The organism is Clostridium sp., assembly GCF_047718555.1.
Lineage (GTDB): Bacteria > Bacillota > Clostridia > Clostridiales > Clostridiaceae > Clostridium_I.
In genome coordinates, this window is sequence record NZ_JBDNRK010000053.1 from 12980 (window position 1) to 28359 (window position 15380).

The 15380-nt window shown below is 30.2% G+C and carries 14 protein-coding genes; 2 read left to right on the forward strand and 12 right to left on the reverse strand.

From position 1 onward, the window contains the following. Positions 1-20: 20 nt before the first annotated feature. Both ABF633_RS16690 and ABF633_RS16695 read right to left on the reverse strand, forming a co-directional pair. Positions 21-1544, reverse strand: a complete 1524-nt coding sequence (locus tag ABF633_RS16690; RefSeq protein ID WP_415525085.1) for an ATP-binding protein — start codon at positions 1542-1544, stop codon at positions 21-23. After that, positions 1541-2221 (reverse strand): response regulator transcription factor, encoded by a 681-nt coding sequence (locus ABF633_RS16695; protein WP_415525087.1) that lies wholly within the window; start codon positions 2219-2221, stop codon positions 1541-1543. Before ABF633_RS16695 ends, ABF633_RS16690 begins: the two co-directional genes overlap by 4 nt. A 319-nt stretch (positions 2222-2540) precedes the next feature. Between ABF633_RS16695 and ABF633_RS16700 the strand changes: the two genes are divergently transcribed. After that, positions 2541-3281 carry a polysaccharide deacetylase family protein gene (locus ABF633_RS16700; protein WP_415525089.1) on the forward strand — a complete coding sequence of 247 codons (741 nt, stop codon included), beginning with the start codon at positions 2541-2543 and terminating at the stop codon, positions 3279-3281. A gap of 161 nt (positions 3282-3442) precedes the next feature. Here ABF633_RS16700 and ABF633_RS16705 read toward each other — a convergent pair whose 3' ends face one another. The 7 genes from ABF633_RS16705 to ABF633_RS16735 form a co-directional block, all read right to left on the reverse strand. Next, a complete protein-coding gene (locus ABF633_RS16705) occupies positions 3443-3610 on the reverse strand; it encodes a zinc-ribbon domain-containing protein (protein WP_415525091.1) in 168 nt (55 codons plus the stop codon). Between the two features lie 151 nt (positions 3611-3761). Then, complete coding sequence (gene mnmA / locus ABF633_RS16710; protein WP_415525093.1) at positions 3762-4838, reverse strand: tRNA 2-thiouridine(34) synthase MnmA; 1077 nt, start codon at positions 4836-4838, stop codon at positions 3762-3764. Between the two features lie 15 nt (positions 4839-4853). Continuing rightward, positions 4854-6008: a cysteine desulfurase NifS gene (gene nifS, locus ABF633_RS16715; RefSeq protein ID WP_415525095.1), complete on the reverse strand. Its 1155-nt coding sequence runs from the start codon at positions 6006-6008 to the stop codon at positions 4854-4856. Between the two features lie 292 nt (positions 6009-6300). After that, positions 6301-7230, reverse strand: a complete 930-nt coding sequence (gene cysK, locus ABF633_RS16720) for a cysteine synthase A (protein WP_415525097.1) — start codon at positions 7228-7230, stop codon at positions 6301-6303. 18 nt (positions 7231-7248) lie between these two features. Further along, positions 7249-7686, reverse strand: coding sequence for an RrF2 family transcriptional regulator (locus ABF633_RS16725; protein ID WP_415525099.1), 438 nt, complete (start codon positions 7684-7686; stop codon positions 7249-7251). A 168-nt stretch (positions 7687-7854) separates the two neighbouring features. After that, positions 7855-9024 carry a YibE/F family protein gene (locus ABF633_RS16730; protein WP_415525111.1) on the reverse strand — a complete coding sequence of 390 codons (1170 nt, stop codon included), beginning with the start codon at positions 9022-9024 and terminating at the stop codon, positions 7855-7857. A gap of 126 nt (positions 9025-9150) precedes the next feature. Then, positions 9151-10263 (reverse strand): RNA-guided endonuclease InsQ/TnpB family protein, encoded by a 1113-nt coding sequence (locus tag ABF633_RS16735; RefSeq protein ID WP_415525101.1) that lies wholly within the window; start codon positions 10261-10263, stop codon positions 9151-9153. A 457-nt stretch (positions 10264-10720) separates the two neighbouring features. On the opposite strand from ABF633_RS16735, the gene ABF633_RS16740 reads away from it, so the two are divergent. Beyond that, positions 10721-11299: a flavin reductase family protein gene (locus tag ABF633_RS16740; protein WP_415525103.1), complete on the forward strand. Its 579-nt coding sequence runs from the start codon at positions 10721-10723 to the stop codon at positions 11297-11299. Between the two features lie 101 nt (positions 11300-11400). Here ABF633_RS16740 and ABF633_RS16745 read toward each other — a convergent pair whose 3' ends face one another. The 3 genes from ABF633_RS16745 to fabV all read right to left on the reverse strand — a co-directional run bounded on the left by ABF633_RS16745 (position 11401) and on the right by fabV (position 15118). After that, complete coding sequence (locus ABF633_RS16745) at positions 11401-11769, reverse strand: hypothetical protein (protein WP_415525105.1); 369 nt, start codon at positions 11767-11769, stop codon at positions 11401-11403. Between the two features lie 255 nt (positions 11770-12024). Continuing rightward, positions 12025-13749 (reverse strand): glycosyltransferase, encoded by a 1725-nt coding sequence (locus ABF633_RS16750; protein ID WP_415525107.1) that lies wholly within the window; start codon positions 13747-13749, stop codon positions 12025-12027. A 184-nt stretch (positions 13750-13933) separates the two neighbouring features. After that, positions 13934-15118 carry an enoyl-ACP reductase FabV gene (gene fabV / locus ABF633_RS16755; protein WP_415525109.1) on the reverse strand — a complete coding sequence of 395 codons (1185 nt, stop codon included), beginning with the start codon at positions 15116-15118 and terminating at the stop codon, positions 13934-13936. Positions 15119-15380 lie beyond the last annotated feature (262 nt).

The window sequence follows — 15380 nt, forward strand, 5'->3', positions numbered from 1 at the left end:
TAAAGGTGTTAACCTAAAAATTAGGTTAACACCTTTAATTTTTCTATTCTAGCCTCCTTAGAAAGCTCCAGTGAAAAATAAAAAGCTACTCCGCCATTAAAATTTTCAACTCCAAAATCACTTTTATGAAGCATAAGTATATTTTTTGTTATTGCAAGCCCAAGGCCAGTTCCACCAAGACTTCTATTTCTTGACTTATCTATTTTATAAAATTTATCCCAAATTTTAGGCAAATCTTCTTTTTCAATATTATTACCGCAATTTTTTACATATATGTAGGCCCTGTCACTACTTTTCCTCATATCTATACTGATTTTATCATTATTCTCTGTATGCCTTATAGCATTAGTGATAAAATTTGTAAGTACCTGTTCTATTCTTATAGAATCACCATAGGTTAAAACATTATCATTTAAATTTAAATGTACATCAATTTTCCTCTCATTAAACAATGTATAATATTTTCTTACAGTAGAATTGATGAGCTTATCAATGTAGAAATCTTCACATTTTAATTTAAAATTACCACTTTCAAGCTGTGACAGATCTAACATATCTGTCACAAGAGATCCCATTTTTTTTGCTTCATCTATGATAACATCTATATAATAATCTTTATCCTCATCTTGAAATACATTATCTTTAATTCCCTCTGCATATCCCTCTATAAGGCTTATAGGCGTTTTTAATTCATGAGACACTCCTCCCACAAATTCCTTACGCATTTTTTCAAGCTTTCTTTCCTGCTCAATATCATTCTTTAATTTTTCATTGGCTTTTCTTAATGAGTTCATTGCACTATTTAAATTTTCAGATAGAAAATTTAAAGTATTACCAAGATTTCCAATTTCATCATCGCTTTTAACAATACATTTTTCTGAAAAATTTAAATTTACCATTTTAGATGCAGTTTTATTAAGACTTATTAAAGGTTTAGAAATCATATTTGAATATATAAATGACAATATTATAATTAGAATTAATGCAGCTATATATATATATACATAAAATTCTTTAATAACTGATGATGCTTCATTAACAGGCTGCAGTGAGGAGACAACAAATATCACCTCTCCTTTTTCATTATTGGGAAGTACGCAAACTATATTTCTTACATTATAAACAGTATTGTCAAATATATAAGTGCTGCTCTTGCCACTTCTCCTTATATTCATAGATGCTCCAGGATTTGCATTCCAATTATCAATTACCTGCCTTATAACCCTTACACTAGCTGATTCCACTTCTCTGCTTTCAGATCCAGCTAAGAAATTTAGATATCCATACTTATCCAGCACAGCCACTTTACTATTATTTGAGTCTTCAAAATTTCTAGCTAATTGTAAAATATTTGTACTTCCCTCTGTTTTATTATAAGTTTCCCTAAACTTTTCTACATTTTGTTCCAAAGTATCCATTTTTCTATTTATATAGAATTTTTGAAAAAATAAAGATTGAAAGATAAGTATACTACTTATAAAAAGTGCAAAGAAGGCAAGTGTTATAAAAAACAATTTAACAGCTATTCCATGCTTTAAATTCATCTTTTCACCTCTAATTTATATCCACTTCCTCTAACTGTAGCTATTAGATAGGCTTTATCCATAAGTTTTTCTCGTAATCTTTTTATATGTGTATCTACAGTTCTAAGATCACCATAATAATCCACACCCCACACTACATCTAAAATTTTGTTTCTACTTAATACTATTCCTTTATTTTTAATAAAATATAGCAAAAGATCATATTCCTTTGGAGAAAGATATATCTCCTTATTGTCAATTGTAACCTCATGACTGAGTTCATTAATAATAACACCATCAAGGCTCATATTGCTATTATTGTGATCATTATCTGGATAATATCGCTTCAAAAGTGCTTTTGCCTTCGCCACTAAAATCTTAGGACTAAAAGGTTTTGTTACATAATCATCTGCACCTAATTCATAGCCTAAAAGCTTATCCTCTTCTTCTGACCTAGCAGTTAATATTATTATTGGAACATTAGAGTTCTTTCTTATATATTTACATACATTAAATCCATCCATTAAAGGCATCATAATATCAAGTATTATAAGGGTCACCTCATTAGAATCAAAAACTCTTACTGCCTCTACTCCATCTTTAGCTTCCAAAGTTTTGTATCCTTCTTTTTTTAAATATGCATCAATAAGCTTTCTCATTCTCTCTTCATCTTCTACAATTAAAATGCTTTCTTTCATAAACTATTTCTCCTAAATAAATTCTTAACTTAGATATGATCAAATAAATACAGTCACATTAATACTTAAGAGTACTATTTTTCAAATCTATATCTATTATTATAACATACATAAAAAATCTTATTTAATATATTTTCGAACAAAACTATCTCTTGTATTTTATATAAATGAAGATATATATTTTTAGAAAATCAATAGTAACTTTTACTAAATAATCAAAATTTAATGCAGTATTTTTCTTATATTTCTAGGGATAATAAGAAATATAATTTTATGTTTTTTGCTAATCAATTTGAAAATTATAAAGGAAGATGAAATCATGTACAATATAAAAAAATACAAAATTAATTTATTATTTTTTTTAGCAACATTAATTTTAGTACAATATATTTATATAAATAATGCTCAGGCAAAATTAAATAATTCTCCAGAAGAAACTACAGTTGAAAAAAAGATTGTATATCTTACTTTTGATGATGGACCTACTATAATAACCAATCATCTATTAGATACTCTAAAGGAATGCAATGCAAAAGCCACTTTTTTTGTTGTTGGTAAAGAAATATGTGGAAGAGAAGATTTATTAAAAAGAATATATAATGAAGGCCATAGTATCGGGCTTCATACTTTTTCTCATAATTTTAAAGAAATATATAAAAGCGATGACACATTTATTCAAGAAATGGTGGATACTCAAAAAAAAGTAAAGGAAATTACTGGATCAAATACAAATTCCATAAGATTTCCAGGTGGTAGCGCGAAACATCTTACTAGTGAAATGCTTGAAAAACTTCACAAAAATAATTTAAAAGTTTATGATTGGAATGCAAGCATAGAAGATGGAGTAAATCCTCATCTATCTGTACATCAACTAGTAAATAATGCTAGGAAAATCCACCATGGAGGTGATAGAATAATACTTCTTATGCATTGTAATTCAAACAACATTAATACTATAAAAGCACTGCCTGAAATTATAGAATATTATAGAAATAATGGATATGAAATAGAACCAATTACTAACAGGACTCCAGAATATCATTACAATTTTAAAGAATAAATATATTATTCCTAATAATAAATAAATGTCATTATATTCTCTTACTCAATACTTCGCTGCAGCAATAGACGATTTAGCATATACCGGTACTTGAACAGAATTTTGTTACTGAAATTAAAATAGCCACTGATAAATCAGCAGCTATACATAAACAAATTAAACTATCTTCTGAAACCTCTGTTATTGCTTTGTGCCTTTCTTGCTTTTCTGCATTCAGGGCATCTAACAGGATCATTTTCAAAACCTTTTTCTTTATAGAATTCTTGTTCACCTTCAGTGAAAACAAATTCTTTGTTGCAATCTTTACATACAATCGTTCTATCAGCCATTTAAACATACCTCCTTTTTTCGAATTAGGGATCTAACAGCTCATAAATTACACTTCCGATAAAAAAAGGAGAATGTTCTGTTCATGATATTAAATCTCTTAGATACATTAATATTATATCATTGGTAATATTAAAAGGCAAGAAATATAAATCAAAGAATTTTTTCTATAATTCCTCCACCTAAAAGTAAATCCTCATCATAAAAAACTACTGACTGCCCTTTAGTTATAGCTCTAACTCCTCTTTCAAATACTACCTTCACCTTAGAATTGTCATGAGGATATATAGTAGCTGCCGTAGCTTTAGAAGCATATCTTATTTTTGCCTGAACTTTCATTGGAGAATCAAGTTTATCAAATGGAATAAAATTAACTTTATCTGCAATAAGCTCTGTCTTAAATATATCTTCTTCATTGCCAAGTACCACTTCATTTTTTAATACATTTATATCTTTTACAAACACAGGTTTTCCAAGAGCAATTCCCAGCCCTTTCCTTTGGCCTATAGTATAATATACTATTCCCTTATGTCTACCCAAAATATTTCCATTGCTATCTACAAAGTTTCCCTCTTTAACTTTTTGTGGTCTCTGCCTCTTTATATAGGATCCATGATCATTATCTGGAATAAAACAAATTTCCTCACTGTCTTTTTTATTATGAACACTTAGTCCTATTTCCTTTGCTATTTCCCTTATTCTGTCCTTACTATAATCTCCGCAGGGCATCAGTGTATGCTCAAGCTGATATTGTGTCATATTATACAATACATAAGTCTGGTCTTTTTTATCATCCTTTGATCTCTTTACTAAAAACCTTCCTTTTTCCTTATATATCTTAGCATAATGTCCTGTTGCTATATAATCTGCATCTAAAGATTTTGCTTTTTCTAAAAAGGCATCAAATTTTATAAATTTATTACACGCTATACATGGATTTGGGGTTCTTCCAACTAGATATTCATCAATGAAAGGCTCAATGACTTTTTCGTTAAATAGTTCTCTGAAATTCATTACATAAAAAGGTATTCCAAGTTTATGAGCAACTCTTCTTGCATCCTCCACAGAAGAAAGAGAACAGCAGCCACCTTCTCTCTCCTCATATTCCTTATCCTCAGGCCATACCTGCATTGTCACTCCAATCACTTCATACCCTTGTTCTTTTAAAAGATATGCAGTTACTGAGCTGTCTACTCCTCCGCTCATACCAACTACAACTCTATTGTTCATAAATACACCTCTTCTTTAAGTAGTCCTAATACTGCTGATTATCTCTTTTAGTGTACTAATAGTATAATCAATATCCTCTTCTGATGTTTCTTCTCCAATACTAAACCTTATAGAACTTTTGCATTTTTCTGGACTTAAACCAATAGCAGAAAGTACATGAGACGGTCTTATAGATCCTGCCGAACATGCACTTCCAGCAGATGCACAAATTCCCTTTAAATCCAAAGACATAAGTAAAATTTCAGCCTCTATACCATTAAAACATATATTAAGATTACCAGGAAGTCTCCTATCATAATCTGGTCCATTAAGTTCAGTTCCCGTAATTTCTAGAATACCTTCTGCTAATTTATCTCTCAATTTTTTTATTCTATCTGACTCCTCACTCATCTTAGCGGTGCACAGTTCAATTGCTTTCCCAATTCCAACAATACCCGGGGTGTTCTCTGTACCTGCTCTTCTACCCCTCTCTTGATGACCTCCATGAATAAAACCATCTATCTTAATACCTCGTTTTATATATAAAATACCTATACCTTTAGGTCCATAAAACTTATGTGCTGACATAGAAAGCATATCAATATTCATTTCTTCAACATCTATTGGAATATGCCCAGCTGCCTGAACTGCATCCGTATGAAAAATTACTCCTTGTTCCCTACAAAGTTTTCCTATTTCTCCAATTGGTTGTATTGAACCAATTTCATTATTTGCAAACATAATTGACACTAAAATAGTATTTTCAGTAATAGCATTTCTTATACTTTCTAGATCTACTATACCATACTTGTCAACTGGAAGATATGTAATCTTAAAGCCTAATTCTTCTAGATACTTACAGGTATTAAGCACTGCTGGATGCTCTATAGCAGTAGTTATAATATGATTTCCCTTATCTCTATTCTTTAACGCTGCTCCTTTTATTGCCCAATTATCACTTTCTGTACCACCACTAGTAAAATAAATTTCATTTCTCTTACAATTGATAGCCTTAGCTATTCTCTCCCTGGCATTAAAAATTGCCATTTTTGATTGCTCCGAAAACGAAGATACTGAAGAAGGATTACCATAAAAGGTATAAAAATATGGCTCTATTTCCTTGAAAACTTCTTTATTCATAGGAGTAGAAGCGCCATAATCCAAGTATACTAATTTTTTATCATAACTCATTTGCTCACTACCCTTTCTAAAAACATAATACATATGGCACAAATTGAAATTTGTGCCATATGTATTCATATTTAATTTATATATTTTTGTGTTATTATCTTTTTCAAGTATTTTAACCTGACTAACTTGGCGTAAGTCTCCCACGCACTCTGTGAAAGCGATTCACACAAAATCCAAGATTTTGGTTCTCTGCTTTTCTTCAAGTGGGAGTTCAACGCCAAGTAAGCCATGTATTTGCAGTTCTAAAATTCAGATGGGGTAAAAGAATCCCCACCTGAATTAATAACTTGCTTCAATCAAAAACTGTCATTGATAAATATCTCTGACCTGTATCTGGAAGTATTACGACTATATTCTTTCCTTTAAACTCTGGTCGCTTAGCAAGTTCTATAGCGGCATAAGTAGCAGCTCCTGATGAAATACCTACTAAAAGGCCCTCTACTCTAGCTAATTTTTTAGTAACAGCAAAAGCATCTTCATTCTTCACAGGAATTATTTCATCAACTAAATCAATTTTCAAAACGTCTGGTACAAATCCAGCTCCAATTCCCTGAAGTTTATGAGGTCCTGGTTTTCCACCTTCAAGTACAGGTGAATCGTAAGGTTCAACTGCAACTATTTTAACTTGAGGATTTCTCTCTTTAAGAACTTTTGCTACTCCAGTAAGTGTACCACCAGTACCTACTCCTGCTACGAATACATCAACCTTACCATCAGTATCTTTCCAGATTTCCTCTGCTGTAGTTTTCTCATGATAAGCTGGATTAGAAGGATTCTTGAATTGCTGAGGAATAAAAGCATTCTTGTACTCTACTGCAAGTTCCTCTGCCTTCTTTATAGCACCTTTCATTCCATCAGGACCCGGTGTTAAAACTAAGTCTGCACCATATGCTTTTAATAATTTTCTTCTCTCAATACTCATGGTTTCAGGCATAGTTAAAATTAATTTATAACCTTTTGCTGAGCATACAAGCGCAAGACCTACACCTGTATTACCACTTGTTGGCTCTATTATAATTGTATCTTTATTTATGAGCCCCTTCTCTTCCGCATCGGCGATCATTGAGTATCCGATTCTATCTTTAACACTTCCTGCTGGATTAAAATATTCAACTTTAGCTAATATTTTTGCTTCAAGCTTTTCTAAATCTTCATACTTTGATAACTCCACTAAAGGAGTATTACCTATCAATTCAGTAACATTTTTAAAAATTCTTGACATGAAAATCACCTCTTATTATTAAATATAATACATAAATACGTCATTAGCAAGTGTATTATACTTCATAACTAGGTCTTCTAAAGTAATAGCATCAACTATGTCATTTATACTTTTGTTAAGCTTACTCCAAACATTATAGTTAATACACTGCTCTACTCTATCTTCATTCTTAGTTTCATCAAATTCTACTAGATTCAATTCGCCTTCCAAAGCCCTTAAAATATCACCTACAGTGACATCACTTGGTGACTGCCCTAATATATATCCTCCTTGGGAACCTTTTTTCCCTTGAATAAGTCCTTTTTTTCTAAGGGATGCAAAAATCTGCTCTAAATATCCCTCAGATATATTTTGTCTTTCACTTATACTTTTTAAAGTAACACTATCATTTACTGAATTTAAAGCTAAATCAATCATAGCTTTTAATCCGTATCTGCCTTTCGTGGAAATTTTCATTTGCACACCTCTCATCTCAATATTTTTATCAATCATTTTACTATGCTGGTAAAATATTGCTATATATTAACTTAGTATTTCAATATATTTGCTATGATTATACTACTATTATATTTTATTGTCAATAAAATGTATACTTAAATTATTGACAATACTAAATTAAATATACTATTTTTTGCTTTTCTCTCTAAAAAGCCAAGCCGCCGCTGCTGCCGTGATAGGTATAGTAAAAATTAACCCTATGCTTCCAGCTAAGGATTTTAAAACTTCGGAAGCTATAACATCCTGATCTAAAATTCTAAACATAGGTAAATTATAGGATGACACCAACATTAAAATATACATTGAACCACCTACATAGGCCAATATCAGTGTATTAGCCATAGTACCCATAATGTCCCTTCCCACATTCATTCCAGACTTTATAAGCTCTTTTGTGGAAATCTCCTTATTGTTTTCTTTGATTTCATTAACTGCCGAAGCAATAGACATGCTAACATCCATAACTGCACCTAAAGCCCCCATTAATATCCCTGAAAATAGTAGACCTCTAAAATCAAAGGAGGTATTTTGAGATATATAAATTAACATTTGCAATTCATCATCAGTTAAACCTGTCAATCTTAAAATGGTGCTCATTGATATCCCTATAATCGCAGCTATAATAACTCCACCAACAGTTCCTATAATTGCAGCTAAAGTTTTCTTATTTTTACCACTTATTATTAGTAAATTTAAAATACTGACACTTATACATAGTATAATAGATACTACTATAGGATTAAAACCACTTATTATTAATGGAATAAGAATTTTTAATATAACTACACCTGTCAATAGTAGAGCTGCTATAGATTTTATTCCTTTTTTTCCGCCAATAATTGCAAGTAACCCAACAAAAACAAATAATAATATATATATGTATTTATATCTTACAACTTCATATATGTATGCACTCTTTATGCTTCCATTATCATTCTCATCGATATTTACAAGCACCTCTGAACCCTTATGTGCTAGAGTTTCATCAAAAGTTTTATCATTTACAAGGTTGTCTAAACTAAGCACTGTTCCCTTATGGCTTCCAGAAGTAATTTTTACCTGAACCTTACTGCTCTCCATGCTTTTAGAATCTTTTTGTGTTTGCTTAGAACCGCTGGCATTTGAACTCTCAGATATAACAACTCCATGTACAGGCTGATTATCATCTTCATTTGCAACGAAATTTTTATACGAAAAAAAACATACTGCTATTAAAATTAATACTATTCCTATAATTATATTTTTTTTATTCTTAAAAATAGCTTTCACCGTTGCCAAAACCTTATAAAACTCTATAAGGTTGTCCAATTCCCTGTTCAACGTACTCCATTTTGCCGAAGCTACTTTGGTTTGTATAAGCACTCCAAGGGCTTAACTTCGGATACAACGAATCCTACACCTCAGGCATAACTGTTTGAGTAGTTACGCTGAATATCTGCTTAAATTAATTGAAGCATTAAAATCTCTGTCAATTACCGCTCCACATTCTTCACAGATATAAGTTCTTTCAGATAGTGATAATTTAGCTTTTATATGACCACACTCACTACAAGTTTTTGATGATGGATACCATTTATCAGCTTCAACAAATTTAATTCCATAGAACTCACATTTATATTGAAGTTGTCTTTTGAACTGATATAATCCCTGTTGTGCTACAGCTTTAGATAAATGACGATTTTTCATAATACCTTTGATATTAAGTATTTCCATAACAACTCTTGATGGTTTGGTTTTCACTATCTTATTGGTTGCTTGGTGTAAGTAATTGTTCCTAATATTAGATAATCTTCTATGAAGTAATCTAATTTGCTTTTCAAGTCTTATAATGTTGCTGGTTTTGACGAACTTCCTCCCTTCTTTATTTAATTCATATTTTCTTGATATTTTACGCTGCAACATGCGTAATCTCTTTTCAAATCTCTTAACTAATCTTGTTTTATTGATGTTATTAAAAATCATTCCATTAGAGCATACAGCAAGTTCTTTAATACCAACATCTATACCTATGCTTTTATCAGTTAACTCTATTATTGGGTTTGCTTTTTCAATACCTACAGATAAGTACCAATACTTTCCGTCAAAACTTACTCTTGGATTAGTATACTTAACACTCATTGGTATTTGCTCTCTTGTCTTAACCCAGCCTACTTTTTCAATTAAAACCATCTTAGACTTAATTTTTAGTTTTATATTGTCATTATAAAATGATGGCTTACTTTTTCTTCTACTTTTAAATCTTGGTTTATCTGCTAATCCTTTAAAAAATCTTTTATAAGCATTGCACCCATCTTTTACAGCCTGTTTTGCTACATTATTAGATACTCCACTCAGCCAATTAAGTTCTGTTTTCTTTAAGATAGTCAGTTCTTTTCTCAAATCATTATCAGATATAAATTTATCACCATTCTTATAATTTTCCTCTTGTTTAGCAAGTGTCCAATTATATACAAATCTTGCAGTTCCTACTGATTGCCATAATTTTCGTTCCTGCTCTATATTTGGAATAATTCTAACTTTCTTCGCCAATATCATTCTCTAAAAACTCCTTAATCATTTTCTATTATTTTTTAGTTTTAATACTTTAATTCCCTAAAAATGATTAAGCTATTCTTGTGACTTTTGAATTTATCATAATACAAACATTATATATATCCAATATAGTTATAAGTTTCTATAAAGTCTCATTAACTGTTATATACCTCTGTAAGATTAGCAACTCTAATAATAAGCTATATTTATATTATAATGCAATAGAATATAAAATTGTTTAAACAAATTATTATTAATTAATAAACTTTATACTAAGTTATTTTCATTATACAATAGATATTGCATCAAAGTTCCATTTATTAACTATTATAAAGTAAATACATAATTTCAATTATAATATAGGCTTAACATAATTATATTAAAAAAAAATCATATATTGCAATTACATAATTATAAATTTATAATTATAAATACCGTATTTAATTGGATTGGAGAAATTATGAATAAATTAAATTTTAAAGGCAGTGCTATGTTGAACCCCACTCCAGTAGTTCTTGTCACTTCTAAGAGTAAATCTAATAAATTAAATGTTTTTACAGTTGGATGGGTGAGCACCGTTTGCACTAAAGAACCTATAATTGCTATGGGAGTAAGACCGGAAAGACTTTCATATCAATACATTAAAGAAAGTGGTGAATGTGTTATAAACCTTCCTACAAAAGATATGGTTAAGATTGTAGACTATTGCGGTGTTGTTTCTGGAAAAAAAGAAGATAAAATCAAGCATTTTAATTTGCAGCTAAGTGATGGAATAGAAATAGACACTCCTTCGTTGGAACGTTCTCCTGTAGCTTTAGAATGTAGAGTAAAGTCAGTTACACCCCTTGGAACACATGATTTATTCTTACTTGAAGTTTTAAATGTCAAAGTAGACGAAAATTTATTGGATTCAAATAACAAAATATGTTTTAATAAAGCAAATCTTATATGTTATAGCCATGGAGAATATTATGGATTAAATTCAAAACCACTGGGTTCTTTTGGTTATTCAGTAAAAAAGAAAAGTAAGAGAAAATAATAAGCCCTGTAATAAATATATTATATGTTTTCTACATGCTATACTATATTAAAAATACATGCCATCACCTCTGTTATAAGTGCTGACATGTGTTTAATATTTTATTTTCTTAAAGCATTAATTATTTTGTCCGCCTGCTGCTGGGTAATAACCTTATCATTTACAAGCTTATCTAAAGTAATATTTTGTTTTTGTATACTCTCCTTGGTTAAAGTATCTAAGCTTGCAGTAAGATAGTCCAATACTTTATTAGACTGATCCCTAGTTATTGTAGCATCATTTACCAATGGCTGAATCCTATCTTCATAGTCTTTTCTAAGTGTATCTTTTGTAGGAGCTTTCCTAGCTAATTTTTGTGCGGTATTTTGAGAACTTGAAATATTCTTATTGCATCCGCCAGCTAAAAACATAGACATAGCCAAAATAGATACTATAATAACTGTATTATTAAGAATTCTAAACCTTCTCATTTTAGAGTACCTCCATGCAATAAATATTTGAGTTTGTTATTATATATAATCCTATAAGCAAATTCTATTAATTTATTATTTGAAAAATTAATAAAAATATGATCATATATTATTGTTAAAATTAAACAGCTATAAAATATTCATAAACTTCAAATAATAAAAAAACAATTGCATTAATATATTATGTTAATGGAGGACAGAAAATTGAGACGTAGAAAAATTATTTTACATTTTATAAGTATATTTTAGTATACCTTATTTACTCTCTTCTTCATTTTTTTTAGTTCGCCTAGTTCTTCTTACTACTTTTTTAGTAGATTTAATATCACTATCACTATTATTTAAGCTAATTTTCTCCGTGGAATCAGACTTTACAGCTTGTTTTCTTGTACGTGTCTTCCTTGCTTTTGTTTTAGCTGTATCTTCTGTTTTACTTACAGCACTTTCAATTTCTGAAGCTGATTTTATTGTCTCAGACTCTTCTCCATCCTGATTTGACTTATTGGTATTTTTATCCTCCGATTTTGCCTTAGTTGTTATCTTCAGAACTTCTTTATTTCTAACAGCACTTGATGCTGCCATAGTTTTACTCTTAGCTTCAGCTGAAGTATCTTCTATTTTGCTTACAGTAGCAGCACTAACTGCAGTAGCTTTCCTTGTCCTTCTTCTTGGCTTAGTTTCTTTAGAGCCTTCGATTTTTTCCTTAGCTATTTCTGTTTTTCTGGAGGAAACAGTTCTTTTTCTTTTCTTTGCATCCCTTAAATTAGTTTCTGTAAAAGCTTTTTTATCCACATCCCACTCTGTATCTAAAGCTTCCTCTTTAACTAAATTGTACATTTTAGTTGTTAACTTAGCAACTTCCTCCCAGGTATATTTCTCTTTTACACTTTCTTTAGCATTTTCTTTTATATGCTCACATAATTCATTATCATTCAATAGTGCTAGGACATTATCCTTAAGACTTTCTGCAAGTCCATTTATCATTTTCATTCCGTTTACTCTATGTTCCACTAATTCCCCTAGTCCTCCAGTGTCTGAAACTACAATTGGACATCCCGCTGCCATAGCCTCAAGCGCTACTATACCAAAGGGTTCATATAGTGATGGAAATACTGCTATATTGGCAACTCTATATAATTTACTCTTAATTTCATTATTCATATATCCTGAAAATAAAATTTTATTTTCAAGCCCCATTTGCTTAACCTTATATTTTAATTCTTCTGTCATAGGGCCTGCTCCTGCTATTACAAATTTTGCTTTACTATATGACCCTAATATTCGTGGCGCAGCATCTATTAATAGTTGAATTCCCTTTTCAAAAACATGTCTTCCTATAAAAAATATTATTTTTTCATCATCTAAAGCATAATTTCTTCTAAACTCTAAAGGATTAAATTCAAAATCAAATCCTTTTGAATCTACGCCATTTGGAACTACCCAAATTTTATCCTTCGCTACTTTAAAAGTGCTGATAATTTGTTCTTTCATGTAATTGCTGCAAGATATAATCTTCCAGGATTCATATGTTAAAAGCCATTCTGTTGAAGAAATATATCTTTGCATCTCTGTTCTAATACCATTGTTTCTTCCCTCTTCTGTAGCATGTATAGTAGAAACCATTGGAATATTAAAAGACCATTTTAGTGCCTTTGCACTATAGGCTGAAAGCCAATCATGTGCATGTATTATATCTATTTTGCCTATTTTTCTTATAATTCTAATACATTCTTCAATCATTGAAAAATTAAGCTGCATAATCCATTTTGTGAAATCTTCTGTATCTATTTTATATGGTGTAACTCTATGAACTATAATACCATCATCATTTTCCTCCACTGGTGACGTACCTTCCTCGCAGGTAATTACATGTATTTCATGACCCAATAAAGTTAGTGCCCTAGAAAGATTATGTACATGATTAGATAATCCTCCTATATTTTTAGGTGGATATTCCCAAGAAAGCATTACTATTCTCATCAAACAACTCTCCTTTTCAATGATTATCAAGTTTTAATTTTATATTTTGTATTGCTTTTCATATACCCTATAATACAATAATAAATCTTTATAATTCCATTTACAAGTAATATAATAATTATAAAATAAATTCCTTAAATTGTATATATTTCACATTTAAGTTTATACATAAACAATATATTATCTATATCATGTTTATTATGCTTACATCAATATTAGTATCCTTTTCATAGTCAATATCGTCATATTCAAATCCAAACAATTTAAAAAAATCTTTTCGGAATTCTTTAATATTAGTTAAATTTGTAATATTTTCTGTAGTTATCCTATCCCAAATATTACACACTTCTTCTTGAACATCTTTTCTCATCTCCCTATCATCTAATCGTATTCTATTTTCTTCATCTAATTGAAGATTACCACTGTTTATTTTTGAAAATAATCTGTGCATTTGCTCAATACATCCCTCCTGAATATCTTTTTCTTTCATAATCTTATCCAGTAGGGAAACATACAATGGAACTACAGGAATAGCAGAACTTGATTGAGTAACTAAAGCTTTATTTACTGCAATAAATGCCTTTCCATCTATTTCTTTTAACTTATGATCTAATTGCAGAGAAGTCGCTTCTAAATTTTCTTTAGCTTTACCAATAGTACCATGTCTATATATGGGATATGTAATTTCAGGTCCAATATAAGAGTATGCAATGGTAATTGCACCTTTTTCAAGCACTTTTTCATCCATTAATGCATCAATCCAAAGCTTCCAATCTTGTCCACCCATTACATTTACAGTCTGCTCTACTTCATCTTCACTAGCTGGTTCGATCTCTACATTTGATACTTTAAAATTATGGAAATTTACAGTTTTATTTTTATAGGTTTTTCCTATAGGCTTTAAAGCAGAATGAGATATTTTACCTGTAATCGGATCCTTTCTTTTAGGTGCAGCTATGCTGTAGATAACAATATCCACTTTTCCAAAATCCTTTTTTATCAATTCTATAGTTTTGTCTTTAATTTCCTTGGAAAATGCATCTCCATTGATAGTTTTAGAATAGTAACCTTTATCTAAGGCCTCCTTCTCAAGGGCTGCAGTATTATACCAGCCTGCGGTACTAGTTCTATTTCCAGATGACTGCTTTTCAAATATTATTCCAATAGTGCTAGCCTTATAACCAAAAGTAGAAACTATTCTGGAAGACAATCCATAACCCGTGGAAGCCCCAATTATAAGCACCTTTTTAAATCTACTCGATAATTTAAACTTTTCTATGTATTCTATTTGTTCTAATACATTTTTTGTACATCCTTCCGGGTGAGCTGTAATACATATAAAGTCCCTGAATTTTGGTTTTACTATCATAAACTATCCCCCTAACCTTATTTCATATCGCTTAAATAATTTTAAAATTAAATTACACATTTATTTAATCATTAGTCACTGCAGCACTTTCACCACTTCAAGGTAAACGATAACAAATATAATATGAATTTTATCTTATACGCTTTTCTTAAGCTTGGATACCATACACATGTTACTAAATAATTTATTTAAACTTAGTGAAAGAAATAAACTCACCAAGTATGATTACTTGATACTATAATACTATAAACATTTCTCATGG

Excerpts from the sequence above, each read along its gene's own strand:
- ABF633_RS16735 (WP_415525101.1), bottom strand. The coding sequence starts at position 10,263 with ATGATATTGGCGAAGAAAGTTAGAATTATTCCAAATATAGAGCAGGAA.
- ABF633_RS16725 (WP_415525099.1), bottom strand. The coding sequence starts at position 7,686 with ATGAAAATTTCCACGAAAGGCAGATACGGATTAAAAGCTATGATTGAT.
- ABF633_RS16690 (WP_415525085.1), bottom strand. The coding sequence starts at position 1,544 with ATGAATTTAAAGCATGGAATAGCTGTTAAATTGTTTTTTATAACACTT.
- ABF633_RS16745 (WP_415525105.1), bottom strand. The coding sequence starts at position 11,769 with ATGAGAAGGTTTAGAATTCTTAATAATACAGTTATTATAGTATCTATT.
- ABF633_RS16695 (WP_415525087.1), bottom strand. The coding sequence starts at position 2,221 with ATGAAAGAAAGCATTTTAATTGTAGAAGATGAAGAGAGAATGAGAAAG.
- mnmA (WP_415525093.1), bottom strand. The coding sequence starts at position 4,838 with ATGAACAATAGAGTTGTAGTTGGTATGAGCGGAGGAGTAGACAGCTCA.
- nifS (WP_415525095.1), bottom strand. The coding sequence starts at position 6,008 with ATGAGTTATGATAAAAAATTAGTATACTTGGATTATGGCGCTTCTACT.
- ABF633_RS16705 (WP_415525091.1), bottom strand. The coding sequence starts at position 3,610 with ATGGCTGATAGAACGATTGTATGTAAAGATTGCAACAAAGAATTTGTT.
- cysK (WP_415525097.1), bottom strand. The coding sequence starts at position 7,230 with ATGTCAAGAATTTTTAAAAATGTTACTGAATTGATAGGTAATACTCCT.
- ABF633_RS16740 (WP_415525103.1), top strand. The coding sequence starts at position 10,721 with ATGAATAAATTAAATTTTAAAGGCAGTGCTATGTTGAACCCCACTCCA.
- ABF633_RS16750 (WP_415525107.1), bottom strand. The coding sequence starts at position 13,749 with ATGAGAATAGTAATGCTTTCTTGGGAATATCCACCTAAAAATATAGGA.
- ABF633_RS16700 (WP_415525089.1), top strand. The coding sequence starts at position 2,541 with ATGTACAATATAAAAAAATACAAAATTAATTTATTATTTTTTTTAGCA.
- fabV (WP_415525109.1), bottom strand. The coding sequence starts at position 15,118 with ATGATAGTAAAACCAAAATTCAGGGACTTTATATGTATTACAGCTCAC.